The 25,307-nt window shown below is 69.1% G+C and carries 21 protein-coding genes and 1 pseudogene; 18 read left to right on the forward strand and 4 right to left on the reverse strand.

What is annotated here, in order from left to right:
- Positions 1-20: 20 nt before the first annotated feature.
- Positions 21-1,229 (forward strand): cystathionine gamma-synthase, encoded by a 1,209-nt coding sequence (locus BLV25_RS13915; protein ID WP_021074785.1) that lies wholly within the window; start codon positions 21-23, stop codon positions 1,227-1,229.
- A 44-nt stretch (positions 1,230-1,273) separates the two neighbouring features.
- On the opposite strand, the gene BLV25_RS13920 is transcribed toward BLV25_RS13915, so the two are convergent.
- From BLV25_RS13920 to BLV25_RS13935, 4 genes and pseudogenes are all read right to left on the reverse strand, one after another.
- On the reverse strand, positions 1,274-1,735 hold the full coding sequence (locus tag BLV25_RS13920; protein ID WP_092734529.1) for an arsenate-mycothiol transferase ArsC: 462 nt from the start codon (positions 1,733-1,735) through the stop codon (positions 1,274-1,276).
- A gap of 221 nt (positions 1,736-1,956) precedes the next feature.
- The gene (arsB, locus tag BLV25_RS13925) at positions 1,957-3,105 is read right to left on the reverse strand and encodes an ACR3 family arsenite efflux transporter (RefSeq protein WP_092734413.1); all 1,149 of its coding nucleotides are present in this window, start codon (positions 3,103-3,105) and stop codon (positions 1,957-1,959) included.
- Between the two features lie 136 nt (positions 3,106-3,241).
- Positions 3,242-3,628, reverse strand: a pseudogene (locus tag BLV25_RS13930) (ArsR/SmtB family transcription factor); the annotation flags it as partial.
- Positions 3,629-3,940: 312 nt separating this feature from the next.
- Positions 3,941-4,270 (reverse strand): 4Fe-4S dicluster domain-containing protein, encoded by a 330-nt coding sequence (locus BLV25_RS13935; RefSeq protein WP_021074781.1) that lies wholly within the window; start codon positions 4,268-4,270, stop codon positions 3,941-3,943.
- A 168-nt stretch (positions 4,271-4,438) separates the two neighbouring features.
- Between BLV25_RS13935 and BLV25_RS13940 the strand changes: the two genes are divergently transcribed.
- The 17 genes from BLV25_RS13940 to BLV25_RS14020 all read left to right on the forward strand — a co-directional run bounded on the left by BLV25_RS13940 (position 4,439) and on the right by BLV25_RS14020 (position 25,296).
- A complete protein-coding gene (locus BLV25_RS13940) occupies positions 4,439-4,816 on the forward strand; it encodes a HesB/IscA family protein (protein ID WP_021074780.1) in 378 nt (125 codons plus the stop codon).
- A 93-nt stretch (positions 4,817-4,909) separates the two neighbouring features.
- Positions 4,910-5,155 (forward strand): DUF5816 domain-containing protein, encoded by a 246-nt coding sequence (locus BLV25_RS13945; protein ID WP_021074779.1) that lies wholly within the window; start codon positions 4,910-4,912, stop codon positions 5,153-5,155.
- Between the two features lie 122 nt (positions 5,156-5,277).
- Entirely contained in the window at positions 5,278-7,305 is a 2,028-nt protein-coding gene (locus BLV25_RS13950) for a hypothetical protein (RefSeq protein WP_218128646.1), read from the forward strand.
- A 117-nt stretch (positions 7,306-7,422) separates the two neighbouring features.
- Positions 7,423-9,138, forward strand: coding sequence for a cell division protein FtsZ (locus tag BLV25_RS13955; RefSeq protein WP_092734419.1), 1,716 nt, complete (start codon positions 7,423-7,425; stop codon positions 9,136-9,138).
- 6 nt (positions 9,139-9,144) lie between these two features.
- Complete coding sequence (locus BLV25_RS13960; protein ID WP_092734422.1) at positions 9,145-10,722, forward strand: coiled-coil domain-containing protein; 1,578 nt, start codon at positions 9,145-9,147, stop codon at positions 10,720-10,722.
- Between the two features lie 239 nt (positions 10,723-10,961).
- Positions 10,962-12,140 (forward strand): FtsZ/tubulin family protein, encoded by a 1,179-nt coding sequence (locus BLV25_RS13965; protein WP_092734425.1) that lies wholly within the window; start codon positions 10,962-10,964, stop codon positions 12,138-12,140.
- A complete protein-coding gene (locus BLV25_RS13970; RefSeq protein ID WP_021074775.1) occupies positions 12,127-12,384 on the forward strand; it encodes a hypothetical protein in 258 nt (85 codons plus the stop codon). Before BLV25_RS13965 ends, BLV25_RS13970 begins: the two co-directional genes overlap by 14 nt.
- On the forward strand, positions 12,381-13,478 hold the full coding sequence (locus BLV25_RS13975) for a hypothetical protein (protein WP_092734428.1): 1,098 nt from the start codon (positions 12,381-12,383) through the stop codon (positions 13,476-13,478). The genes BLV25_RS13970 and BLV25_RS13975 overlap by 4 nt, the downstream gene beginning before the upstream one ends.
- Positions 13,475-15,553, forward strand: a complete 2,079-nt coding sequence (locus BLV25_RS13980; protein WP_092734431.1) for a hypothetical protein — start codon at positions 13,475-13,477, stop codon at positions 15,551-15,553. Before BLV25_RS13975 ends, BLV25_RS13980 begins: the two co-directional genes overlap by 4 nt.
- A 14-nt stretch (positions 15,554-15,567) precedes the next feature.
- Positions 15,568-16,794, forward strand: coding sequence for an FtsZ/tubulin family protein (locus BLV25_RS13985; RefSeq protein WP_021074772.1), 1,227 nt, complete (start codon positions 15,568-15,570; stop codon positions 16,792-16,794).
- Positions 16,795-20,019 (forward strand): hypothetical protein, encoded by a 3,225-nt coding sequence (locus BLV25_RS13990; protein ID WP_092734434.1) that lies wholly within the window; start codon positions 16,795-16,797, stop codon positions 20,017-20,019.
- A gap of 1 nt (position 20,020) precedes the next feature.
- Positions 20,021-21,004: a hypothetical protein gene (locus tag BLV25_RS13995; protein ID WP_092734437.1), complete on the forward strand. Its 984-nt coding sequence runs from the start codon at positions 20,021-20,023 to the stop codon at positions 21,002-21,004.
- Positions 20,997-23,672 (forward strand): hypothetical protein, encoded by a 2,676-nt coding sequence (locus BLV25_RS17515; protein ID WP_092734440.1) that lies wholly within the window; start codon positions 20,997-20,999, stop codon positions 23,670-23,672. The genes BLV25_RS13995 and BLV25_RS17515 overlap by 8 nt, the downstream gene beginning before the upstream one ends.
- A 121-nt stretch (positions 23,673-23,793) precedes the next feature.
- Positions 23,794-23,997, forward strand: a complete 204-nt coding sequence (locus BLV25_RS14005; protein WP_021074768.1) for a hypothetical protein — start codon at positions 23,794-23,796, stop codon at positions 23,995-23,997.
- Positions 23,998-24,046: 49 nt separating this feature from the next.
- Positions 24,047-24,235, forward strand: a complete 189-nt coding sequence (locus BLV25_RS14010) for an HEWD family protein (RefSeq protein WP_021074767.1) — start codon at positions 24,047-24,049, stop codon at positions 24,233-24,235.
- Between the two features lie 8 nt (positions 24,236-24,243).
- Entirely contained in the window at positions 24,244-24,555 is a 312-nt protein-coding gene (cutA, locus tag BLV25_RS14015) for a divalent-cation tolerance protein CutA (protein WP_092734443.1), read from the forward strand.
- Between the two features lie 87 nt (positions 24,556-24,642).
- Positions 24,643-25,296: a winged helix-turn-helix domain-containing protein gene (locus tag BLV25_RS14020; RefSeq protein ID WP_092734446.1), complete on the forward strand. Its 654-nt coding sequence runs from the start codon at positions 24,643-24,645 to the stop codon at positions 25,294-25,296.
- Positions 25,297-25,307: the final 11 nt, after the last annotated feature.

A 25,307-nucleotide genomic window follows, 5' to 3' on the forward strand; every position in this document is an offset into this window, starting at 1 on the left:
CGCCCGACACAGGATCCGGTATGAGCGACGAGACCGATCGCGAGGCGGACGGCGACGACGTGACCGACGGCGGCCGGGGCGACCGCCGGTTCGAGACGCGGGCGATCCACGCGGGCCAGGAGCCCGACCCGGAGACCGGCGCGTTGATGACGCCCATCCACGCCAACTCCACCTATAAACAGGACGCGCCCGGGGAGCACCGCGGCTACGAGTACTCCCGGACCGGAAACCCGACGCGGACCGACCTCGAGGCGAACCTGGCCGACCTCGAGTCGGGGACCGACGCGCGGTGTTTCGCCTCCGGGATGGCGGCGATCAACACCGTCCTCAACCTGCTCGAGTCCGGCGACCACGTCGTCGCGGGCGACGACGTCTACGGCGGGACCCACCGCATCCTGACGCAGGTGTACGAACAGTACGACATCGAGACCACCTTCGTGGACACGACGGACCACGAGGCGGTGGCGGACGCGATGCGCCCGGAGACCGAGCTCGTGTGGGTCGAGACGCCGACGAACCCCCTGATGAACGTCAACGACATCGAGGCCCTCTCCGAGATCGCCCACGAGGGCGACGCGCTGTGTGCGGTCGACAACACCTTCGCGACGCCGTACCTCCAGCGTCCGCTCGAGTTGGGAGCCGACGTCGTCTCGCAGTCGCTGACGAAGTACCTCGGCGGCCACTCCGACACGATCGGCGGCGCGCTCATCGTGGACGGGAAGGGCCTCGACGAGAAGCTCGGGTTCTACCAGAACTCGGTGGGCGCGACGCCCGGCCCCTTCGACAGCTTCCTCGTGCTCCGCGGGATCAAGACGCTCCCGGTCCGGATGGATCGGCACTGTAAGAACGCCGCCGAACTCGCCCGGTGGCTCGCGGACCACGAGGCGGTCGAGCGGGTGTATTACCCGGGTCTCGAGAGCCACCCGCAACACGAGCTCGCGAGCGAGCAGATGGACGACTTCGGCGGAATGCTGTCCTTCGAGCTCGACGGCACCCTCGAGCAGGGCTCGACGGTCGTCGCCGAGACCGAGGTGTTCACGCTCGCGGAGTCGCTGGGCGGCGTCGAGAGCCTGATCGAACAGCCCGCCGCGATGACCCACGCCGCGATCCCCCGCGAGGAGCGTCTCGCGGCCGGGCTCTCCGACGGACTCATCCGCGTCTCCGTCGGGATCGAACACGTCGACGATATGAAGGCGGATCTCCAGCAGGCGTTCGACGCGGCCTTTTAAACTGCGCCGACGTTTTCGATCGTCGGACGGTCGGATCCAGGGCGTTAGGCCGCGTCGGCGTCGGGGGAACTCGGATCCGCCGGATCGCCGGCGTTCGCGTCCATCGTATCGACGAGTTCCTTAAAAAGGTCGTCGACACGGCCGGCGATATCCTCACGGATCTCCCGCACGCGATCGAGGTCCTTCCCGTCCGGATCCGGCAACGCCCAGTCACGGACGTCGACGTCGGCGTCCGCGCCGAGCTCGCCGACGTCGAGCGTCGAACAGCCCATCGTCGCGACGTAGTCGCAGGAACGCAACTCCGCGATCGTGATCTCCCGTGGCGTCCGGTCCGCCAGATCGACGTCGACCTCGGTCATCACCTCGACGACCGCCTCGTGGACGCGGTCGGCCGGTCGGGTGCCGCCAGTGACGATCTCGACCCGGTCGGTCAGCCCGCGACGGTCGCGTTCGCGTTCCGCGAAGGCGGTCGCCATCTGGGACCGACCGGCGTTTCGGACGCACATAAACGCGACGCGGATCGTGTCGGCGGCGTCGGTTTCGATGGAGTCGGTTTCGGCGGCGTCGGTTTCGGCGGCGTCGGTCGTGCCAGTGGCGCCGGTTCCGGCAGCGGAGTCGGTCGTCCCGTTCGATGCGGTGGTTCGATCGGTGGAGTCGGGATGGGTTGGCATGGATGGTTCGTTGGTTGGTTCGTTGGTTGATCGATCCGGGATGGTGTCCGCGTCCGCTAGTCGTCCGTCGACGGGGGCTCGAGGCTGCCGGCGTCGAAGCCGTCCCAGTCGAATCGACGCCGGAAGAACAGCGCCACGTTCACGAGCGCCAGCAGCACGGGTACCTCGATCAGGGGGCCGACGACGGTCGCGAAGGCGACGCCGGAGCCGACGCCGAAGACGGCAACCGCGACGGCGATCGCGAGCTCGAAGTTGTTCGAGGCGGCGGTGAAGCCGATCGCGGTCGTCGTGGAGTAGTCGGCGCCGATCCCTCGACCCATTCCGAAGCTCACGAGGAACATCACCACGAAGTAGATCGTCAGCGGGACGGCGATCAGCAGGACGTCGCCCGGCGCGGCGACGATGGCGCCGCCCTGAGTGGCGAACATCACGACGATCGTGAACAGCAGCGCGATCAGGGTGAGCGGGTCGATCGCGGGAACGACGGTCTCCTCGTACCAGTCCGCGCCCTTGTGCCGCGTTCCGACGAAGCGGGTCAGGAAGCCGGCGAGGAACGGGATCCCGAGGAAGACGACGATCGCGCGGAACACCTGCATCGGCGTGACGTCGAAGGCCGTGATGCCGGCGACGAGTGACTCCAGACCCAAAAGCGGCGGGAGCACCAGCGCGAAGAACCAGACGTACACGCCGTAGGTGAGGATCTGAAAGAGGCTGTTGAACGCCACCAGGCCGGTGACGTACTCGGTCGAGCCGTCCGCGAGCTCGTTCCAGACGAGGACCATCGCGATGCACCGGGCCATTCCGATGAACACGAGCCCGAGGAAGAACTCCGGACGGGCCGGCAGACCGGGCACGACGCCGCCGAAGAAGACGACCGCGAGGCCGACCATCAGCGTCGGGCCGATCAGCCAGTTCTGGACCAGACTCAGGCCGAGCACCCGCCAGTTGCTGAAGACCGTCGGCAGCCGCGAGTAGTCGGCCTTCGCCAGCGGCGGGTACATCATCAGGACCAGGCCGATCTCCACGAGGTGGAGGTCCCGAATGGGGCCGGTGACCGAGGGCGCCACGGAGCCGAGGCCGACGCCGACCGCCATCGCGCCGAGGATCCAGACGGTGAGATACTTGTCGAGGAAATCCATCGACCGCGGGTCGCCGCAGGCGTCACAGCCGCAGTTCGGGCCGTGGTCGTGGGCGATCTCACTCATCGGTCGACCTCACTCATCGGCCGCCCTCACACATCGGTCGACCCTACTCATCCTCGATCGCGGCTCCCGTGCCGGCGTTCGTGCCGGCGCCCGGATCATCCGTGGCCGCGTCGGCGTCGATGCGGCCACCGACGTCGACGCTCCCCTCGAGAACGGTCACGAGCGCCACCGCGCGGTTGGTCGCGCGGTACTTCCGCCAGCGCCCGTCCGTCCGGCCGGTGACGAGCCCGGCGTCGGCAAGCGTCGAGAGCGCGTGGCTGAGCCCGCTCTCGCTCACGTCGACGACCGCGTTGAGCTCACAGACGCACAGCTCCTCGCCGGCCGCCACGAGGACGCGGGTGAGGGTGTACCGCGTCTCGGCCGCCAGCGCCGAGAGGACGTCCAACTCGGCGTCCACCCGGTCGGCTCCGAGCGCTGCCTCGAGCGTGTCGAGCTCCGCCAGACGCCGGTCGACGTCCTCGCTCCGACACTCCTCGAGCTCGTCCTCGAGGTAGCGCCGGAGCCGTCGTGTCGCGTGTGCCATCACCGATCGGTTGAATGACTGTTCAAGTAATCGTTTCGGTTCGCGTATATATAGGGTACCCAACCGGTATATACGGACTCACGGATCGATCCGGGGTCCGATGTCGATCGTGGTTGAACGACCGACGGCCTCGTTTCCGCTGATTTAAATGAATAGTCGGTCGGGAACACGGCCGATCGTGACGGCGACGATGGTGGAACGAGGGCGAAGAACGGCGGTCACGCCGGCGAGATCGGATGAATGAAACGAAATCACGCCGCCGGAGTTCGGTTGAATGAAAGCTGAAGTGAGATCCTCGTGAAGCGGGCCGTCTCAGACGCGGTTTTCGCGGCCGGGGTCGACGTCGATCGCGTCGACCGGGCAGACGTCGACGCAGAGCATACAGTCGATGCACTGCTCCTCGTCGGTCGGGTTCGCCTTGCGCTCGCTTTCGGGGTGGCCCGGGGTATCGACCCAGTCGAAGACGTCGACCGGACAGTCCTCGAGACACGCGCCGTCGGCCAGACAGATGTCGAAATCGACCGCGACGTGCGTCCCCCGGATCCCCAGCTCCTCGGGCGGGTCGGTCGGCCCCCACACCGTGACCTCGTGTTCCTCGCCCACGTCCTCGCGGTTGGTTTCGAAGTTCGGATCGATGCCCATCGGTGTTCGGAACGAGTGGCCCTCGATATTTAAACGACCGGGGACGGAACGCGGCGTGACGGGACGCTTCCCGCGGCGTGGCGGAGGGGCCGCCGTGAACGGCGGCGGACCGGTCGCTCGACTCGAGCGAGCGCCAGGGTTTTTATCGTCGACGCCGAACGTCTTCGTATGAGTACCGAGACGGCCGACGGCGACGGTGACGCGAACTCGGGATCCACCGTCGAGGTGACCCCGGACGCCGCCGAGCAGGCGCTCGAGTTGATGCGTCAGGAGGGGATGGACGCCGACGTCGGCGGACTGCGGCTGTTCGTCCAGCAGGGCGGCTGCGCGGGGCTCTCCTACGGAATGCGGTTCGACACGGAGCCGGAAGCGGACGACCTCGTGGTCGAGCGACACGGGCTGCGCGTGTTCGTCGACCCGTCGAGCGAGAACTACATCGGCGGCAGCACGCTCGATTACGAGTCGGGGCTCCAGGCCGCGGGCTTCCACGTCGAGAACCCCAACGTCGTCTCCGAGTGCGGCTGCGGGGAGTCGTTCCGGACGTGATCCGGACGTAGTCACGACTCGCCGGAACCGACCGACCCGGCCCGCTCCGGTCGAGACGGCACGGTTTATACCGCTGCTCGAGCATCGTCCCGTATGGAACGCGAAGCCGTAACGTCGCCCGACGGCGACCGGGTCTACGTCGATCGCACCGCGGGCGATCGCGGAAGCGAGGCTCCCTTTTATATCGTCTACGCCGACGAGCGCGGCGAGGAGCGCTGGGGATTCCTGTGCGGGAACTGTGAGAGCCTCGATACCGCGATGGACACGATGGGACGCATCGAGTGCAACGAGTGCGGCAACATGCGCAAGCCCGAGGAGTGGGACGCCGCCCACGAGTGACCGACGCCGGCGTTTCCGACTCTCCGGAGCGTGACCGACCCCGGCGGCTCCGGCTTACCCGAGCGTGACCGACGCCGGCCGCCTACACACTTTTAATATGCATCGCCCGTCTTGTCCAAATAATGACGGATCTCGACCTCGACGCCGACTTCGGTTCCGGGTCCGGTCTCGACGACCTCGACGTCTCGGTCGTCGCGTGGGGGATCGCCGGAATCCCGTTGCTCGTGACCTTCGTGCAGACGGTGCTGTCGCTGCTCGACTGGACCTCCGAAACGCTCGGGCTCCGCGGCGTGCTCGACCCGATCTACTCGATCGACGTCGTCTTCCAGGCCGCGGAGGTGTTCAAGGACCAGCCGTCGCTCGTCGCGGCGCTGTTCGTGCTCATCACGATCGCGTGGGTCGTCCAGGGCGCCGCGATGATCGTCCTCGACCACCGCGACCTCGCGTTCGGCGCGGCCGGGCTCGCGTCGATCCTCTATCTCGTGTTGTTCTTCGGCGTCTACTCGTCGCTGTTCGGGTCGGGGGTCGGGGCCGGACAGCTCGTCGGCTTCTTCGCGATCCCCGTGATCGCGACCGCGCTCGTCGGCTCCGCGGCGTGGATCCACGACTGGTCCGAGGAGGTCCTCGAGGAGACCTCCGGGCGGCTCGGGGACCAGGAGGCGCGCATCGGCGACGCCCGGGAGCGCTTCGAGACGGTCTTCGAGCAGCGAATCGGGTCGTTGGACGCCCTCGAGCCGGTCGCGCCGACCGGCGTCGGCGAGGCCGAATCGGCGGCCGACCGCTTCCACGACCGGTGTGACGACCTCCTCGCGGAGATCGACCGCATTCAGCGGATCGAGGACCCCGACCGGCGTCGGGAGGAGGTCTCGAAGCTCGAATCACGGATCGACTCGCTGGACCCGGAGGCGGAGGTCGACCGGATCGCGTCCGAGCTCCGACGGCGCGTCGTCTCCGGCGTGCGAACCGAGTTCGGCGACGTCACGGTCCGGTCGCGGTACGGCGGGGCCTACACCCTCGCGAACCTCCCCACGGAGTACCGCGAGGTGTCGCTGCCGCCGGACGGCGACGCGGTCAGGACCGACGACCTCAACGGGGTCCTCCAGGAACGGCTCGACCGCGGCGTTCCCCTCCCCGACGTCGGCGAGGCGATCGGCGCGGCGGCCGCCCATCTGGACCGCATCGAGTCGTTCCTCGCGGACCACGAGGAGCGCGCGGACGGGACGATACAGCGCGTTCGGTCGCGGCTCGAGACGGTGGAGGAGCAGCTCGACCGGCTCCCGGAATCGGTTCGGTCGAGCGCGCGCGGCGTCCTCGTCGAGAACCGCGTGGAATCGATCACGGGACGCACCGCGATCGAACGAACGCTCTCGGACGCCACCGACGCGCTCCACGACTGCGCGTTCGACGAGTGCGAGCGGCTGCTCGACCGGGCCGACGAGGAGAGCGAACGCCTGGTCACGGCCGCGGAGTTCCTCCGTGCCCTCGACGGCCGCGTCCAACACGGAGGATCCAGCGTCGACATCCCGGCGACGGTAAACCCGGACGCCGTCGCTCCCGTCGCGGAGACGATGGCCGAGGCACACGACACGACCGTCAGCGTCGAGGATGACCGAGTCCGGATCGGCGACGGGGACGACGGGGACGGATCGGCGTTCGACTCGCCGGCCGGCGCGACGGGACCGACCGGCCCCGGCGGAGCGGCCGGACGCACGTCCGGCGGCGACGGAACCGGAGGAAACGGACGCGGCGTCGCCGGCAGCGCCGACCACGACGCAACCGACCGGGCCGATCGTGGCGGCGCCGCTGCCGAGGGCGCCGCGGCGGAGGACGACCGGGACGGGACCGCCAAACGGCCCGAGGAGGTCCTCGACGCCGCGCTGTACTTCCTGCGGGAACTCGAGGAGCACGCCCGGTCCACCGACGGATCGCGGGTCCAGTACCAGATCGCGGACCTGCCCTCGACGATCGCGGACCCCGATATGCTCAGGAACGTCGAGCGGTTCCTCCGCAACCAGTCGGACCTGATAGCCGAGGTTGACCTCCAGGACCCCGAACCGCCGGCGTTCTTCGAGGTGGTCGTCGCCGACGAGCGGCAGGCGACGACCGCGATCCGGACGGCCCGCGAGCGGTTCACCGAGCGATACGGGTGACCGCGGGAGGTGACGCGACGGATGAGTCGGACGGCCGACGGGACGGGCGGCGTGAGGATCCGCAGTTCCCGTAGACTTAAGCTATCGTCCTGACAGATATAGGGTACGAACGGGCCTATGCGCTGTAAGATCTGCTCACTATCCGACACACAGTGGGAGGAGGGCGACCTCGACGAACACCTCCTCGCCACGCACCGGGACGAACAGCCGGCGATCCGCGCGGTCTACGCCGACCGGTACGAACGGCTCTTCGAGGACGGCGAGCCGGTCTCCGAGCCGGACGCGGCCGCGGACGGAGCGACCGAGCCGGCAGCGGACTCGGCGGGGACCGGCGATCCCGGCGATGCGCCGACGGCCCCGCCCGCCGAGTCGGGTCCAGGATCGGCGCCCGACGCCACCCCGCCGACCGACGCCGACCCACCAACCGACGCCAGCCCGCCCACCGACGTGGAGTCCGACGTCGACTTCGAGGACAGCTACGGAAAGAAGTGGTTCATGATCGGCGTCGGCGGCGCGGGAAACAACATCCTCGACGCGGTGTTGCTGCGCCGCGACACGCTGCGCCGGAACAACGAGAACCGCGCGCTCATCTGGGAGGGCGGGCTGGCCGGCTACGGCATCCTCAACACGAACATCGCCGAGCTTGAACAGACCTACTACGCCCAGGAGGAGCGGGGCTACTCGCGCCAACAGCTGATGATGAACGCGATCATCGGCCAGGGAGCCCACGGCTACCAGGGGATGGGTCGTCGGTGGGACCACGGCAAGCAGGTGATGGAGCGGGACTTCGAGGACGGCCGGAACCCCTTCCGGGAGCGGTGGGACATGGACCCCCAGACGATCCAGGACGCGCAGGCGATCATGTTCGTCCACAGCGTCACGAAGGGCACCGGTTGCGGATCCACGCCGGTGCTGGCCCGAAAGATCCGCGAGGAGGTGCTCAACAACGATTACGTCATCTCCAAGGCGCTGCTGTCGTCCGTCGTGATCCCCTCCGAGGGCGGGAACGACGGAATGTCCGGCGGGAAGGCGCGCGTGAACGGCGTCGTGGGACTGGCCAGGATGTCGGCAGCGGTCGACGCGATCGTCCCGTTCGACAACGAACGGCTCGAGGCCGCCGGCGCGGACATCACCCCCCGGATCGACGGGCTCCAGGAGTACAACCCGCCACACTACGCCGACCTCAACCGGCCGCTCGTGGCCTTTCTGGAGGCGTTCACGATGTCGTCGACGCCGCAGTTCGTCAAGCAGGACGCGTCGATGTCGATCCACGGCGACGTCTTCGACGTCGCGGACAGCTTCCGCCCCGTCGAGGACAAGTACCCGCTCGACCTCGACGCCGACCACCGGCCGGCCGTGATCCTCGCGCCGGTGCTCGGCCGGGCGCGCGGCGAGACGATCAACCGCTCGCAGCTGGAGACGCTCATCTCGAACGCGCTGTACCAGAACCGGCTCGCGAAGTTCGACCCCGAGACGGCGTGGGGCGGCACCTTCCTGCTGTATGGACCGGAACGGAAGATGGACGAGGTCTCACGGCTCGTCTCCGACGGCGTCGCGCGGGACATCCTCGCCAGCGAGGACTTCCTCGACGCCGCCAACCAGCCGGGGACGGAGTCGGTCGACATCCACGTCGAGCAGCTCGTCACGCCCGACCTCGACGACGTCTACCTGTGGGGGACGCTGTGGAACCCGCGGATGCCCTCGCTGGAGCGGATGTACGACCACGCGAAGAACATCAAGGAGGGGAACAGCCAGCAGGCGGAGAACCTCCGGGAGATCTGGGAGTACGTCGAACCGCTGTTCTCCTGTCTCGGCCGGGAGAACATGGCCTGAGCACCGATGACGACGAGCATCCTGCCGGTCGTCCTGCTCGGCCTCTTCGACCGGTCGAGCGACGACGGCGACGACATCGACCGGATCGCGGACCGGTTGGGCGCGTCCCCGTCCGCGACCGACGTCGAACGGCGGCTCGATTCGCTCGGGCAGTCGATCGACCGGATCGTGTCCGCCGCCGACCTGCCGGATTCGCAGGAGCCGTCGCCCGACTCCGACCCGGTCTCGAAGGCCGAGTCGCTGCGGCGCGCGATCGAGACGGACCGCATCCGGATCGAGGAGGCGACGCCGGGGCGCGCGGGCGGACGCGACGGGGCGGCGACCGAGGCCGAAACGGTGCGGCAGGCGGCCCGGAGCGTCTCCCGGGACGTCCGCCCCAGCGCGTCGGTCTCCGGCCGGCTGCTCGACCAGCTGGCCGGGGCGCGGCGGGCCTCCGAATCGCAGATCGAGGAGACGCTGCAGGAGGCTCTCGATCGGCTCGACGAACACGAACGCGCGAGCGACGTCGTCGACCGAACCGACGGGATCGATTCGGTCGCGGAACTCGCCGAGCGCCGACGGTCCCAGTCGCGCCGCCGTCGGCGCGAGGAGAGCGACCGCGACCGACTGCGCGAGGCGGTGTCGGAGCTGCTCACGGCGGTCGACGTCGAGGTGACCGAGGACGACGACCTCGACCGCCGGGTCCGCGAGGCGACGCGGAAGGTCCGCGAGCGCGAGTCCGGGTTCGACGCCGATCCGAACGCCGGATCGTTCGACCGGGGCGCGAAACCCGAGGCGGCTCGGTTCGACGCCGCGGCCACGGCGGATTCCGGGAGGGGAACCGACGAGGACGCCGTGACGGGCGCCGGCGGGGACGCCGTGACGGGCGCAGACGAGGACGCCGACGAGGACGTGCGGACCGCCGTCAGGCGCGCCCGCGAGTCCGCGACGCCGCGGTCGCGCGAGGCGCGCGACCTCTTCGAGGCGCTCGAAGCGGGGCGCACCGATCCGGCGGCGGACGCGCTCGAGACGGCGGCCACGCGGCTCGACGAGATGGCCACCGCACGGAGCATGCTCGACAGCGTTTCCCCCGGCGACGTCTCCGAACTCGCCACGTCGATCGACGACCGGCTGGCGGACCACGACGGTCCGGTCGCCGACCGGCTGGCGGAGCGCGTCGAGGAACTCGAGTCGCGACTCGACCGGATCGACGAGACGAACCGCGTCCTCCTGTTTGCGGCCCACGAGGAGCTGACCTTCTATGACCGACAGCTGCTGGCCACGTTGGACTCGGCCGATGACTCCGGAAACGGGGCCGCGACCGACGCGGAGGCCGTCAGCGAGCGCGTGTCGTCGCTGCGCGAGCGCCGCGAGACGATCGAAACCGACTACGTCGAGGAGCGGTCGGACCACAACCACAGCATCCCGCTGTACTTCCTGTCGATCGCGGACACGTACCTCACCGAGGCCGAGGACCGGCTGGATGCCGGGCGACCGGAGCGGGCCGCCGGAATCTGTGCGGTGACCGAGGCCGTCATCGATCACGTCGAGGGGCTCTACGACCAGAACCAGTACAGCGTGATGTTGCGAAGCCTCCGCGGTTAGGCGTCGGCACCGCCGGTGAGGCCGCTGTCGGTGGGACCGCTTCCGGTGGGGTCGCTGCCGATGAGGACGCTGCCGGTGAGCACCGCCAGTCAAGCACCCCCGGTAAGGGACGCCAGTCGGTAAGGACCGCCAGTCGGTCATATGGCCGGCGACGAAACCGGCCGACACTGCCGGGGATCCACTCGCGCACTCGGAAGATATATGTGGTAGTTTACAGACGTATTAGCTGACTTTCGGGTATGGTGTATCTATTCGTGGGTACGGGACAGGCGGGCAGCGCCCTGGTGGACGAGGTGTTCGCCCACGAGGGCATCCGCATCGAAGCGGCACCGCTCGCGTTGAACTCCACGGTGCGCGACCTCGAGAACCTCACACACATCGAGGACGACGAGTGGATCGGGGTCTCGGAGACCGACGGGCTGGTTCCGGGGACCCAGGCGGGGTTCGAGGAGGTCGTCACCGGCGGGTTCGGACGGCGGCCGCGACGCGCGAACGACGTGATGGAACGGCACGGACAACAGCTCGTTCCGATGCTCGAGGAGCGCTTCGGCGAGGAGGGGAACGTTCCGTTCGCGTTCGTCTTCCTCGGGCTCGGCGGCGGCACGGGATGCGGGATCGCCCCGCACGTCGTGGACGCGATCCGCCGATACGCGGCCGGCGACGTCAAGGTGATCGCCGTCGCCGTGTTGCCGAACACGCAGGAGTCGGTCCACGTGCGCGACGACGAGGAGGAGACGGTGAGTGCCGGCCGGCAGGCCTCGAACGCGGTCTACGGACTCGACCGGCTCGAGGAGACGGTCGACGGGATCCTGTTGGTCGACAACCAGCGGCTCGGATACGAGGACTCCGCCGAGGGCCGGTTCGCGGAGTACAACGAGTACGTCGCCGGGTCGGTCGTCGACCTGGTCTCGGGCCCCGTCGTCGAGCGGATCGACCCGGGCGAGTACGACGAGATCGACGCGCCGATCATCGACATCCAGGACATCGTCACCTCGCTGTCGTTCGGGGCCGGCCCGGACGGGGAGCCGGGATACGGGACGATCGGCCGCTCGATCGAGATGACGATGTCGCTGCCGGGATACTTCCTCCCGGTCATCGGCGACCAGCAGGTCGACGCGGCCGAGCTCGCGTATCTCGCGCAGGCCAAACAGAGCGTCGACGACGTCACCTTCGGGGACGCGAGGAAGGCGATCGGCCACGTCCGCGCGCCCCGGAAGTACATCGCCGACCCCGAGTATCAGATCGAGATCTCGGAGGTCCGCCGCCGGCTGAACGAGCACTGTTCGGAGGTGAACCTCGGGATGGTGCCCACGAGCCGCAACCTCGTGTCGTGTACGACGGTGTACACGTTCGAGCGAACCGACCTCGACCGGATCCGGGAGATCGAGGAGATAGCCGACACGTATGAAGCGGCCTGACCGTCCCGCCCACCAGTTCGCCATCGCGATCGCGCTCGGCAGCGCCGCCGTCGTCGCGGTCCTGCTGTTCCTCCCGCTCACGGCCGGGAGCGACCCCGCCTCGCGGCTGGCGACGGCGAAGGCCGCGGTCTCGCTCGCCGACCAGCTACCGCTGCTGGTCGGCGTCGGCGCGGGGTTCGGGCTCGCCGCCGGCTCCGTGATCGGCGGCCTCCGTGCGTACCACCAGGAGGTGGAGGACAGATGAGGTCGACTGAAGGACAGCTGCGGTCGACGCGATCCCGGATTCTGGCCGGCCTCGTCGCCTGCTGGCTGGTCGTCGCCTTGGCGAGCGGCGGCGCGGTCGCCGGGGTCGCGGCCGACGTCGGCTATCAGGATGCGGACGCGGCGTGTTCGAGCGACGCGGCGACGAGCGAGTTCTCGATGCTCCTGCTGCTCCAGAACGGCGACGTTGTCGGTCCCGGAGAGACGGTCGAGCTGTATCCGGGAACGGAAGCACGCGTCGTGTTCTGTGGGGGAAGCGGCGAGGAACCGGCCGGTGACGCGTGGACCCTTGCGGACGCCGAAGAGCTGTCGATCGAGGGGTCCGGCGAGTATCACTACACGGTGCGAACCGGGGACGTCGCCTTCGAGGGCGACATCGCGACGTTCGAGGAGCAACGCGAGGGCGTCGAGGGGCCGACGCTGACGATCGTGACGCCCCAGCGGACGACGCTGTCGTACCTCGACGATCCGGTCACCCTGCGGTTCGTGACCGGAAGCGACAACGGCGGGCCGATCGCGGAGGAGCTGGCGGCGTACAACCGGTCGCTGACGGACGCGGCCCGGATCCGGACGACCCTCTCGGAGGCGGCCAACTCGTCGTCGCCGACCGGCGCCGACGGCAACGTGACGGCGGCGAGCAAGACGCGACGCGATCTGAACGCCGCCGGCGAAAACCTCTCCGGCGCGCTCTTCGTCGCCGCCCAGAACGGAACCGCCGGCGCGGCGCAGGGGTTCGTTCGGCACGAGGCCCACCACGAACGGACGCTCGCGGCGCTTGATGCGTCGGTCGAGCGCTACCTCGCCGCCGCCCAAGCGGAGGCCCGCACCGCGAGGCTGACCGCCATCGGCGCGCTACTCGGGTCGTTCCTCCTGTTCGGCGCGGTCGGGGGCGGGATCGGCCAGTGGATCGCGAAACGTGACCTCGAGTCGATCCGCCGGGAACGACGGCGACGGAGCTCGGTGGAGTACGGCTGGAGCGATCTGAAGAAGGCGTTCGCCATCGCTGCCCTCGGCGTCATCGCCGGAACGGTGCTGTCGGTCCTGCTCGGATCGACGCTCCTGGAGGTGCTCCTATGAAGAACAACGTTCGATACACGCTACAGATCGGTGGCATCGTGCTGGTGACGACGATCCTCGGGTTGGGTGCGTTCTGGTATTTCGGCTCGGAGGTCGGTTTTTACGCCCTGATCGTCGCGATCCCGACGGTCGTGATCGGTGCGGCGATCGTCTACGCCCGGCAGTCGTCCGCGACCGGCGGGGGCGGGACGACCCAGTACTTCGAGGGCAAGGCCCAACGCGTCGGCGAGGACGTCAGGGACCTGCTCCGGGAGTACGACCGGCTCGCCGGCGAGCTGTCGGAGTGGGACACCGACCCGATCGAGGAGGAAGTGACCTATCTGCTCGACCAGCTCGCGGAGGCGGGCGTCGAGTTCGACCGAGCGGCGAACCGCTTCGAGGTGACCGGGACCGGCGAGGTCCGCGACCTCGAGCGACTCGAGGACCGCGTCTCGGAGCTGCGATCGGAGATCGCCGACTCGGCACGGACGCACGTCCACACGAAGCTCGAGGACTGCGCGGACGCGCAGCGCCGACTCAAGGATGCCGGACTGATCGACCGCGTTCGTGAACCGCAGGCCCCCGACGGGAACTCGTTCGGGGCGCTGCTGGACGCGATCGACGACGCCGATGCGGCGATGGACGCGGCGATCGACGACGCCGCCGCCGAGCTCGACGCCATCGCCGAGGCGACCGACGCTCCGCTCGACCCGATCGACCGTGGCGTCGGCCGGGCCGACGACGCCCTCGCGGAGGGCGAGTACCACGCCGTGGCCGACGCGCTGTTGGACGCACGGGACGACCTCGAGCGGGACCTCTCGACGGACTTCGAGAGCGAGCGGTCGAGCCTCGAGTCGTTCGTCGACACCGCCGCCTCGTCGGTGGTGACCGACTACGTCTCGCCGGCCCTTCTCGAGGAGCTCGAGGACGTCCACGAGGAGCTCGAGACGGTCGATTCCGCGCTGGATATGGCGCGGGTCCGGGAGCTCACCGAGGAGACGCGCTCCGTCTGCACCGAGATGATCGAGTCGATGAGCACGGAGCTCGACGAGCATCTCCGGACCCTCGCGAACGCGGACGTGCCGGACGACTACTACGAGTACCAGTCGGCGGCCGACGAGTCGTACGTGAGCGATTTGCGGGCCGCAAGCGACCTCGATGACTACCGGTCGGTTTGGCTCAACGCGGCGGGCGAGCTGTCGGCGGCGATCGACGCCGTCGAGGAGAAGGCGGCCGTCGCGGAGGCGTACGGGACGGTCGAGGACGACATCACGGAGACGCTGCGCGCGACCGGCCGCGTGGAGGGCGACGACCTCCACGTCAAACAGACGGCCGCGTTCCTGGAGCTGTACGCCGACCTGCACGAGGACGTCAGCTACGAGCCCTCGACGCCGGCGCTCGTCGCCGAGGACTTCGGCGAGGCCTACGACGTCACCGTGCAGGCCGGCTTCGACGAGGGCGGGCCAAAACGGCGGATCGACGTCTCGCTCGTCGGCGGCTCCCTCGAGGAGTCGCGGACGATCGAGACCCACCTCCTCGACGTCGTCACCTTCGAGGAGGTTCCCTACGGCGAGTACGACCTCACCGTCACGACCGACGAGGAGGGATACGGCTCCGTCGAGCGGGAGGTCGTGGTCGACGAGGACGTCGAGCTGGAGGCGACGGTCCCGGAGATCGCGCTCCGCGAGGAGGTCTGTGCGGGGATCGAGGACGACGCACGCGAGGCGCTGCCGGACGCCCGCGACCTCTTCGAGTCCGAGTACGGCGAGACGGAGTACCTCTCGACGTCGATGGACTTCCCGATGAGCGACCGATTCCTGCCGTGTCTGCTCGCGCTGTGGGCCGAGGAGGAGGGACTGACCGCCACGCGGGCCGACGGCGAGGTCCTGGTCTACGACGGCGAGCAGTTCGGCAACCGGCTCGCGAACATCGTTCGCCACAACCTCGCGGAGGGGGAGTCGATCCCCTACACGCAGATCCGCAACCGGTATCTCGCGGTGCCGGCCCCCGACGAACTGATCGTCGACACCCTCCAGGAATCGCCCGTCGCCTCGGACGTCGAGTGTGACGAGACCGAAGTGACGAAGGTGGCGTAACCCCACAACAAAGCATGTCACGACAACAACGAACCGACACGTACACGCGCTGGGCAGTCATCGCATCCGGGGAGGGCGGCGGCCGCATCGCCTCGCAGTTCTTCAACCGCCGGGAGAACCCCGGCGTCGAGGACCGGATCCTCGTGATGAACACGAACCGGACGGACATCCGGAACACGATCGACCGCCTCGAGAACAACCTCGGGGACTCCGACTCGCTGGGCGACCACGCGATGGTCTTCGGCAGCGACGAGGGCGCGGGCAACGTCTTCGCCGACGGCGAGCGGCTCGCCGAGGAGAGCATCGACGAGATCATCCGCTCGATCCGCGGCGTGGTCCCGACCGCCGACGCGTTCATGCACATCGCGACGCTTGGCGGCGGCACCGGAAACGGGTCGATCCCCTACACGATCCGGACGTTCAAGAACGGGATCGACAGCGACGCCTACGAGCCGTGGATGGAGGACGTCATCCACGCGGCGATCGGCGTCTGGCCCTACGAGGACGAGCCGCCCCAACAGCAGTTCAACGCGGTCTGTGGCCTCTCCCGGCTGCTTCGAATGCCCGACGGGACCCAGAACGCGGACATGGTCCTGCTCGGCGCGAACACCCACATCGCCCAGATGGGCGGCGACGACGACCCCCACGGCCATCCGAACGACGTCGTCAACGAGCGGCTGATCGAGGCGTTCGACCTGATGATCAGCGCGGGCCGGGAGACCCAGGGCGTGATCGACGTGCAGGACTACGTGAGCGTGCCCTCCCAGATCGGCGCCTACCACTTCACGCCCGCCATCGCGACGGACATGAACGCGAACGTCTACGACATCGAGTACATGTTCGAGAAGGCCGCGGAGAACGCCTTCGTCCCGATGGACGTCTCGACGACGAAGACGGCGTTCGCCATCGTTCGGGTTCCCCGCGGGCTCGCCGACGACGAGGACTTCAGCGAGAACGCGGTCAACTCCGCCTTCGAGTCCTGGAAGCGCGAGCGGGGGATCGACGCGCCGGGGATGTCGACGGTCTCCATCGCGGACGGCGCCCGCGGCAAGGTCGACGTCCTCCTGCTGTTGGGGGGCTTCGACCTGGAGCCGCTGCTCGACCGCTCCTGGGACGCCTTCGAGACGCACAAGACGCGGCTCGAGCGGGGCCGGCGGCTCGGCAACGCGTCGATCGCGGCCGAGGAGATGGACCGGATCGAGGAGAACCTCGACGAGTACATCAGGTTCCTGGAGGAGTGAATGACGCGGACCCGGACACGCATCGACGCGGTCGCGTTCACCCTCCTGCTCGTCGCGGCGCTGTCGGCCGCGCCGGTCGCCGGAGCGGCGCTCGGCGTCGACGCCGGCGATCGGGTGCCCACCTCCCGCACGGCGGCCGGATCGACCGGATCGTCGGTCGGGACGGCCGACGCCGTGGCCATCGACGCGGCGGACGTCTCCGAACCGGCGGCCATCGAGCCGGTGGGCGTGCCGGAACCGGCAGCCGTGGAGGCGAACAACACGTACCGGGGGTCGAACCTCTCGTTCGCGCTCGACGGAACGACCCTCGAGGTCTCCGTCTCGGCGGACGCCTTCGAGGGCAACGACACGAGCGTGACCGTCACGGTCGCGGACGCCGAGTACGAGAACGTCGAGGGAGAGGAGGAGAACGGGACCTACACCTACGACGTCGATCTGACCGACCGCTCCTTCGGCGACCTCTCGGACGCCACGGTGACGGTCGAACGCGGCGCCGACGGAGAACCGCTCGGCGACGGCGAGGGTGACCTGCGGTACGTCGCCCTCACGAGCGACGGTGCCCAGTTCGACGATCAGCACCGGCTCGTCGTGCCGATCGAGGAGTCGGTCGGACTCGAGGGCGACCTCCCGTTCTCCCTCGAGGCGGGCGACCAAAGTGCCGACGTCAACGCGACCCTGATCGAGTCCGAGGGCGGGGACGAACCGGACCGGCTGCGCTTCGACCGCTCGTCGGACTTCGAGACGCTGATCGGGACCGGCGAGGACGTCGAGATCGGCGCCGCTGACGCCGCCGACGCGCCTCGAGTCGGCAGCCCGGTCACGGTGTCGCCGTCGGGGATCGCGGGCGATCCACGTGTGTCACTGGCCAGCGGCGAGATCACGGTTCTGCACCCGCTGATCGTTAGCGGGAACGAGTACGTCGTCACGATCGAGGGAACGATCGGCGACCGGTCCCCGACCACGACGCGCCGCCTCACCGCCGAGACCGGCGGGGAGGTCCGATTCTCCGCCGAGAACCTCGTGTTGGGCGCACCCGGCTCTAACGCGACGGTTACGATCGAGGGCGACGGCGGGACGATCGGATCGGATACGGTCTCGGTCGATGACAGGGTGCTCGACGCGAGCGTGGACGCGAACACCTCCACCGTCACCGTCGACGGACTCGGCGACGCGCTCGGGGTGAGCGGAACGGACGGGGGCAGCAATGAGAGCGCCAGGAACGGCAGCGACGCATCGTCGCAGGCGGTCGACGTCTACGTCTCGTGGGAGCACAACGGGTCACGCGAGTTCGTCCTGGTCGAGGACGTCCCCACCGACGTGGAGAACGGGAAGCTCGCGTTCCCCGAGGCGGGCTACGAACTCACCGGCAGCGGACACGATCTGCTGATCGTCACCGAGGAGAACGCGACCGCCGCCGCGTCGATCGGCGGGTCGGTGAGCGCCGACACCGGCGTCGAGCCCGTGACCGGCGTCGTCGGCGGCGGAGTCGGGCTGATCGGAACGGCAACGTCGTTCTTCCTCGGCTCCACGCTCGGACAGATCATCATCGGGTTCCTCGTCGTGGTCGTGATCGGCGGGATCGGCGTGTTCAAGCTGACCGGCTCGAGCGACTCGAACGGCTCCGGCGGTCGCGGGCGGGCCGGATCGGCCGGCGGCGGAAACAGTATGATGCGGGTCTCGGTCGACCTCGTCGACGCCAACGGCGACCCGGTGGACACGACGCGAACCGTCGTCTTCGAGCCGAGCGGTCGGATGGCGAACGCGATGAACCCGCAGAAGAAGCAGATCGCCGGAAGCGGCGAGGTCCAGATCCCGGCCCAACAGTACTACGTGAGCGTCGACGGGAGCGACACGGGCACGACGCTCCCGCGCGGCCAGGAGTCGATCCGGATACAGGTGCCGCCCCAGCAGGGGACGATCACCGTGCACAGCGCCCGCGATGAGGACCAACGCATCGTGGACGCGGAGATCCGCTGCCGGACGCCCGAGGACGTCATCACCACCGACGTCAACGGCGACGAGCTGCGGACCGACCGCGACGGAACGACGACCCTGGAGCTGCCGCCGTCGGTCGACGCCGATTCGGTGACCCTCGAGGTCGAACACGACCGCTACGAGTCCGCCGAGACGGGCCTCCAGCGGTCGATCGGGTTGGAGCCGAAGACCGGCACGCTCACCGTCGAAACCAGCATCGACGGCCGGGCCGCGGGCAACGTCCCCGTGTCGGTTCGTCCGACCGGGGAGTTCCCGCGGGCCAACGACGGCGGCACGGAAACGCGCAGCGACGAGGACGGGGAGGTGACGATCGACGACCTCGTGATCGGGGAGTACAGGGTCACGGCGTCGTTCACCTCCGACGCGATCGTCGACGTCGACGAGAAATCGGTCGAGGTGGTGCCCGACGAGCCGCGGCGCGTCTCGATCGACGGGAGCTTCGACTTCGATCTCGCGCCGTACCGGTCCCGGATCGACGAGCTCAACGAGGAGATCGCGGACCTGACCCGGTCGAACCGCGACGGCGCGATCCAGTACTACTACGGAAGCGTGCTCACGGCGACGCTGGACCTCCTCTCGGAGTTCCCCGACCAGGGGCTGCTGTTCGTCGAACACGGCGTCGACCCCGACGAGGTGACCGAGGCCGTCCTCTCGGCGGTCGCGGACGCGATCGAGTACACGCGCGACGCGATGACGACGAAGCAGAACGTCGACCTGTTCGGCGCGTGTTCCTCGCTGCGTAACGAACGCATCCGCTGGGAGGGCGACCCGTCGGTCCTCGAGGACGGGGACCGCGGCGCCGGCGACGGCAGCGAGGACCGGCGGGGACGGGCCGACCGACGTTCGGGACGCGGGTCCGGCCGACGGTCCGAACGCGGCTCCGACCGGCGACCCAGCGGTCGCGCGGGCCGGGGCGACGACCAGCGAACGGAGATGCTCGAGGAGCTGATCGCGGTGGTGGCGGCCGAGCGGGCCGACCACCGCGGGCGGACGGCGGACCGGCTCGAGGAGACCGAGGCGTTCCTGAGCGAGCGGCGCGGGGAGGTCTCGACCGTCTCGCCGGTCCGCGAACAGTACGACCGGATCAAAGACCACCTGTCGAGCAACCCCGGGGAGACGCGGACCGAGAAGCGCGTCCAGTTCGTGGTGGCGACCTGGATGCTCGACGCGGTCCGGCGCGTGTTCGACCACCCCGCGCTCGTGGACCGACTGGAGGAAACGGTGTTCTGATATGGCAACGCGAAGATCACTCATCGTCATCGGCGTATCGCTGCTCGCGCTGACCGCGCTCGCCGCCACGGGGGCCTCGGCGGACCACGGCTCCGCCGACGAGTACCTCAACCAGCTGAACGATCTCCGGGACACGGAGGCGCTGACGGAGTACACCGAACTCGACCTGGCGCGGAGCCAGGCGGTCGTCGAGCTCCAGACGACCGAGGAGTTCGACGGCGAGATGGACGCCCGAATGCATCACCTCCTGAACGCGATCCTGGCGTTCCAGGAGGCCTACGCGACCGCACAGGACGACCCCGTGGCGAGCGTCGACCACGCCGACGAGGCGCAACGCCATCTCGATCAGCTCTCGGAGGCCGGCGGGGAGACCTACGCCGGGCTCGGAACGGTCGCGCTGGAGCGGTTCTACGCGACGCAGGCGGAGGTCCTCTACGAGCAGGCCCAGCAGGCAGAGTCGACGCCGCGACGGCTGGAGCTGCTCAACGCGTCGGTCCGCGCGTTCGACGGCGCCGGCGAGTCGGAGCGCTTCGCCGACGCCCAGCTCGAGCGCGACCAGCTGCTGGCCGAGTACGAGAGCGATATGCAGCGGCACGACGCGCTCGTGAGCGACGCGAACGCGTACCTCGAGGGATGCGGCGCCGCCTGCGAGGGACCCACCGACTACGTCCTCTCCGGTCCCTTCGGGGCGGTGAGCGAGTACACCGCGGCGATGAGCGCCCACGGGGACGCCAGCGAGGCCGCCGCGATCGCCGAGGAACACGGGTTGAGCGAGGACGCGAGCGGGGCCGCACAGCTCGAGAGCCGGGCGTTCACCGCGATGGTCTCGGCCGGCGCCGCGAGCGCGATCCTCGCGTTCCTCTACGCCGGCCTCTTCGTCGCCGTCGCCGCCGGCGTAGTCTGGCGGATCTCCGTCTGGGGCAGCGACGTCCACACGAGCGCCCTCGACGAGATCGTGACGCCCCTGGAGGTGGACGATGCCTGAGGCGAGCGACTGCCGCCGGCTCGCGGTCGTGGCCGTCGCCCTCGCGGTGCTCGTCGGCTTCGCGGTGCCGGCCGGCGCCGCTTCCGGCAGCGTCACGGTCGACGCCGCGATCGACAGCGGGTCGGAGTCGACCACGATGCAGTTCACGTTTACGGCGCCGTCGAACGGCACGATCACGAACGCCGACGAACCGTCGACAGGTGACGTCTCCTTCGCGTTCGACGATCGGCTCCCCTTCAGCGTGAGCGCCGGAGAGCAGTACACGGTCTCCTACACCGCGACCGCTGACCAGAGCGCGTCCGGGGGAACCTACAGCGAATCCGTCGGCCTCTACTACAGCGACGGCAGTACCGCGACGACGGAACCCCTCGATCTGACCGTCACCGAGGCCGAACCGCAGTTCGGGAGCGTTCGCGTCAGCGACGCGCCGGTCGACGTCGTGTTCACGAGCAGCGGTGCCCAGACGCGGAGCGTGTCGCTTGACGTCCCGAACACCGGAAACGGCGCGATGGTTCCGGAGGACGTCTCCTTCGATACGCCCAGCGGAATCTCCGTCTCCGTCGAGTCGATGCCCTCGCGGATCGACGGCAACCGCGAGGGAACGATCGACCTCGAGGTGACCGTCGACCGGAACGCGCCGACGGGGACGACGCAGGTGACCGGAACGGTGCAGGACAACCTCGGAACGTCGGGCGGCGGCTTCAGCTTCGACGTCGACGTCAGCAAGCCCCCGGTCGCGGGCGTTCCGGGCGGCACCGTCGACGTCGGGGACGTGCTCGTCGGGTCGAGCACGACCACCTCCTTCGAGGTGTCCGAGCAGGGCGGGTTCACCGGTCTCGACGGCCTGCAGACGTCCGGCGGGTCGGACGCCGACGGCTCGATCTCCTTCGACACGAGCGGCTTCTCGACGAGCGCCGGCGGGTCGGACACCGCCGAGGTGACGATCTCCGCCAACTCCGACGCGCCCCAACACGAGACGCTCCGGTTCACGACGGACCTGTCGGGCGTCGATAGCGACAGTCCCGCCACGTCGACCACCTTCGAGGCGCGGGTGATCTATCCGGCGACCCTCGAGAACGTCGACGCACTGATAAACACCTTCGAGTTCGACGAGCCGCGGACGGTCTCGGCCCAGCAGGCGGAGACGACCGTCCGGTTCGACAACGGCGGCGACCTGGAGATGGACGTCCAGTCGGTCGACGCGTCGGTGAGCGACTCGCGGATCCAGGCGCGCGTCACCGACGTCTCGAGCACCGTCCAGGGGCAGTCGTCCGGCGACGCGACGGTGCAGCTGGCGGCGGACCCGAGCACGCCGGAGGGCACCTACACGCTGGACGTTCGGGTCGAGACCGCGGACGCGGGCACCGAGACGATCAGCCAGGAGTTCGAGGTCGACCACGGCACCGACCTCGCGGTCGGCGAGTCGGACGTCGGCTTCGGCGAGGTGACGATCACCGAACGGCGCACGCGGACGATCGACGTCGGCGAGGCGCTGGGGTACAACGACCTCTCGAACGTCGAGATCGAGCGCGTCGACGGCCCGGACCGATGGCTCGAGGTGACCGAGCAGCCGCCCGGCTCGATCTCGGCCGGCGAGGCCGCGCCGCTGGTCTACCAGCTCCGGTTCGACACGGACGCCGAGGCGTATCAGGAGTACACCTGGACCTTCGAGGTGTCGGCCACCGGCGTCGAGACGGAGACCATCACTGTCTCGGCGGTCGCCAGGCTCCTCTCGCCGGAGGCGATCATCAGCGACCTCGACGAGCAGGCCGGCGCGGGCGGGTGGCAGGCGACGACCGCGGAGTCGACGACCGGCGCGCTCGAGTCGATGGAGAGCCGCCTGCGCGAGGGCGAGTCCTTCTCGAACGGCGACATCCAGCGGACGCTGGCGGTCGGCCAGAGCACGGTCGTGCTCATCGACTCCGTCGAATCCGCCCAGCAGCTCCAGTCGGAAGGGAACTACGAGGCCGCCCAGCGCGAGGTGATAAGCGCGCTCATCGCGCGGAACATGATCGAACAGTACGCGGCGAACATCGAGGACGAGGAGACGGCGGCCGCGTTCACCAGGTCGGCCGAGGCGTCCGCCGACCCGGTCGCGTCGATCGTCGACGAGCAGCAGTCACACTACGAGTCGGTCCTCGAAAGCGACGACGCGACCGCGCTCGAGCGACACTTCGCGAGCGACAACCTGGCCGAGCTGGCCCGCCAGCGCGGGAACGGCGACCGGGCCGCGGAGTACGAGTCGACCGCCGAGTCGAGCTTCGAGGAGTACCAACAGCAGGTCTCGACCGGCGTGAACCGTCGCACGGAGGCGATGAACGCCCACGAGTCCTTCACAGACAACGCCACGCTGACGGTCCTCGGGCAGCCGCTCGTGTTGAACCCGGCACGGATCGACGAGGTCAACGCCCACGCCGCGAGCGTCTCCGGTGATCTGCAGGCGGCCGAGAACGCGTTCCGTGCGGCCGGCGCGACCGGCGAGGCCGAGGCGGTCGCGCAGACCCGCAGCGACGTCGGCACCGAGCTGACGATCCTCCGGTACGCGCTCTACGGCGCGACGGTCCTGTTCGCCGTCCTCTTCCTCCTGTTCGTGGTTCGGGAGGTCCTCAACGCGCGGACCTTCATCCAGGAGTCGCGGGAAGCCACGGCGGGCGACTTCCTGTTGTAGCGTCGGTCGCCGTCGGCGTTTCCGGAGCCATCCGGTCTTCTCGACCGCTTTCCCGGCTGCCGTGGAACGCGAGCGACGAGGCTTTGTAGTCGCCGACCGAAGGAGGACGCGGCGACGAGGGATGGTCACGCAACGGCGCGTTCGAGTCTACAGTGCGTTAACTCGACTTCTCGGGATCGGGGTCTGTGGCGTCGGGGTCGTGGTGATGATGTCCTGGCCGATACAGGGCGTGCTGGTCGCATCCTTCGGCGTGATCTGTGCGGTTCGGCCGTTCCTCTTCGCGGAGCTTGTGGAGTGGCTCGGGATCGTCGAGGACGCGACCTGAACGAGCGAGGAGACACGCTTTTTGAGGAGCGTCCCCCTGTGACGGGTATATGTCCGCACTGCGAACCCCGACCGAGCGAACCTGCGAGAACTGCGGCCGGACCGAACGCTGGGACGACGACCGGGAAACCTGGCGCGCCGAGGACGTCGGCGACGCCTTCTGTATCCACGAGTGGGACATCAACGGCGAGTTCGTTCCCTTCGAGGACGCCGACGTCGAGGACGATCACGACTCGTGACCGGACGAATGTCGACGCTGTACGTCACCGCGCCGCGGGACCACGCGTCCCGGATCGCCGAGACGATCGTCGAGGAGCGGCTCGCGGCCTGCGTGAACCGCGTCCCGTGTCGATCCACCTACCGGTGGGACGGCGACGTCGTCGCCGACGAGGAGACGATCCTGCTGATCAAGACGGCCGACGACGCCGCGGACGCGCTCGGCGACCGGATCCGGGAGCTTCATCCCCACGACGTGCCCTGCATCGAGCGCTTCGACGCCGCCGACGTGAACGCCCCCTTCGCGGCCTGGGTCGACGAGAGCGTGGCGGTCGAGGAGTGACGGCGACGCCGCCCCGACCGTCGTTTCCGTCCCATTCGAAACGACGAGAAACCCTTTTCCCCGCCGAGCGGCGAGTACGGATAGACAATGGCTCCCAACGAGGATACGGCCCCGGACGACGACGCGGGCATCGACGACGGCGACGCGGACATCGCTGACGACGCGGACATCGCTGACGACGCGGATTCCTCCCCGACGGACCGCACTCGCGAGGAGATCCGCAAGACGCGCGAGAAGCTCGGCGAGGGTGCCGACAAGGCGGTTCAGGAGTTCGACGAGGGGATCGTCGACCTGCTGTCGTGGGTGCTCGACACCGAGACGCGCGCCCGGATCTACGTCTACCTCCGCGACCATCCGCACAGCACCAGCGACGAGATCGCCGACGGGACCGGCCTGTACCCGAGCACGGTCCGGGAGGCGCTCGCGGAGCTTCACGAGGAGGGAACGGTCGAGCGCGGCAAACGGGAAAGCGAGGGCGCCGGGAACAATCCCTACGAGTACGAGGCGATCGCCCCGAGCGAGCTCGTCCGCAGCGTGGTCGGACAGGTCCAGTCGGAACTGAACACGGTCTTCAACCTCGACCAGCGGCTCGGCGACGAGCCGGACGCAGCCGACAGCGAGCCGGTGCAGATCTCCGTCGAGAGCGGCGATGCGGCGTCGGAGACCGGAGCGGACGACGGGAACGCTGACGCGGGCGCCGATGCGGACGACGACGCGGCCGGCACCGACGAGACGGCCTAGCGCCGCGGCTC

The sequence above is a fragment of the Halopenitus persicus genome, from assembly GCF_900107205.1.
In the GTDB taxonomy this organism is placed as follows: Archaea; Halobacteriota; Halobacteria; order Halobacteriales; family Haloferacaceae; genus Halopenitus; species Halopenitus persicus.

Coding starts and splice junctions, on each gene's coding strand:
- BLV25_RS13915 (WP_021074785.1), top strand. CDS start 21: ATGAGCGACGAGACCGATCGCGAGGCGGACGGCGACGACGTGACCGAC.
- BLV25_RS13920 (WP_092734529.1), bottom strand. CDS start 1,735: ATGTGCGTCCGAAACGCCGGTCGGTCCCAGATGGCGACCGCCTTCGCG.
- arsB (WP_092734413.1), bottom strand. CDS start 3,105: ATGAGTGAGATCGCCCACGACCACGGCCCGAACTGCGGCTGTGACGCC.
- BLV25_RS13935 (WP_021074781.1), bottom strand. CDS start 4,270: ATGGGCATCGATCCGAACTTCGAAACCAACCGCGAGGACGTGGGCGAG.
- BLV25_RS13940 (WP_021074780.1), top strand. CDS start 4,439: ATGAGTACCGAGACGGCCGACGGCGACGGTGACGCGAACTCGGGATCC.
- BLV25_RS13945 (WP_021074779.1), top strand. CDS start 4,910: ATGGAACGCGAAGCCGTAACGTCGCCCGACGGCGACCGGGTCTACGTC.
- BLV25_RS13950 (WP_218128646.1), top strand. CDS start 5,278: ATGACGGATCTCGACCTCGACGCCGACTTCGGTTCCGGGTCCGGTCTC.
- BLV25_RS13955 (WP_092734419.1), top strand. CDS start 7,423: ATGCGCTGTAAGATCTGCTCACTATCCGACACACAGTGGGAGGAGGGC.
- BLV25_RS13960 (WP_092734422.1), top strand. CDS start 9,145: ATGACGACGAGCATCCTGCCGGTCGTCCTGCTCGGCCTCTTCGACCGG.
- BLV25_RS13965 (WP_092734425.1), top strand. CDS start 10,962: ATGGTGTATCTATTCGTGGGTACGGGACAGGCGGGCAGCGCCCTGGTG.
- BLV25_RS13970 (WP_021074775.1), top strand. CDS start 12,127: ATGAAGCGGCCTGACCGTCCCGCCCACCAGTTCGCCATCGCGATCGCG.
- BLV25_RS13975 (WP_092734428.1), top strand. CDS start 12,381: ATGAGGTCGACTGAAGGACAGCTGCGGTCGACGCGATCCCGGATTCTG.
- BLV25_RS13980 (WP_092734431.1), top strand. CDS start 13,475: ATGAAGAACAACGTTCGATACACGCTACAGATCGGTGGCATCGTGCTG.
- BLV25_RS13985 (WP_021074772.1), top strand. CDS start 15,568: ATGTCACGACAACAACGAACCGACACGTACACGCGCTGGGCAGTCATC.
- BLV25_RS13990 (WP_092734434.1), top strand. CDS start 16,795: ATGACGCGGACCCGGACACGCATCGACGCGGTCGCGTTCACCCTCCTG.
- BLV25_RS13995 (WP_092734437.1), top strand. CDS start 20,021: ATGGCAACGCGAAGATCACTCATCGTCATCGGCGTATCGCTGCTCGCG.
- BLV25_RS17515 (WP_092734440.1), top strand. CDS start 20,997: ATGCCTGAGGCGAGCGACTGCCGCCGGCTCGCGGTCGTGGCCGTCGCC.
- BLV25_RS14005 (WP_021074768.1), top strand. CDS start 23,794: ATGGTCACGCAACGGCGCGTTCGAGTCTACAGTGCGTTAACTCGACTT.
- BLV25_RS14010 (WP_021074767.1), top strand. CDS start 24,047: ATGTCCGCACTGCGAACCCCGACCGAGCGAACCTGCGAGAACTGCGGC.
- cutA (WP_092734443.1), top strand. CDS start 24,244: ATGTCGACGCTGTACGTCACCGCGCCGCGGGACCACGCGTCCCGGATC.
- BLV25_RS14020 (WP_092734446.1), top strand. CDS start 24,643: ATGGCTCCCAACGAGGATACGGCCCCGGACGACGACGCGGGCATCGAC.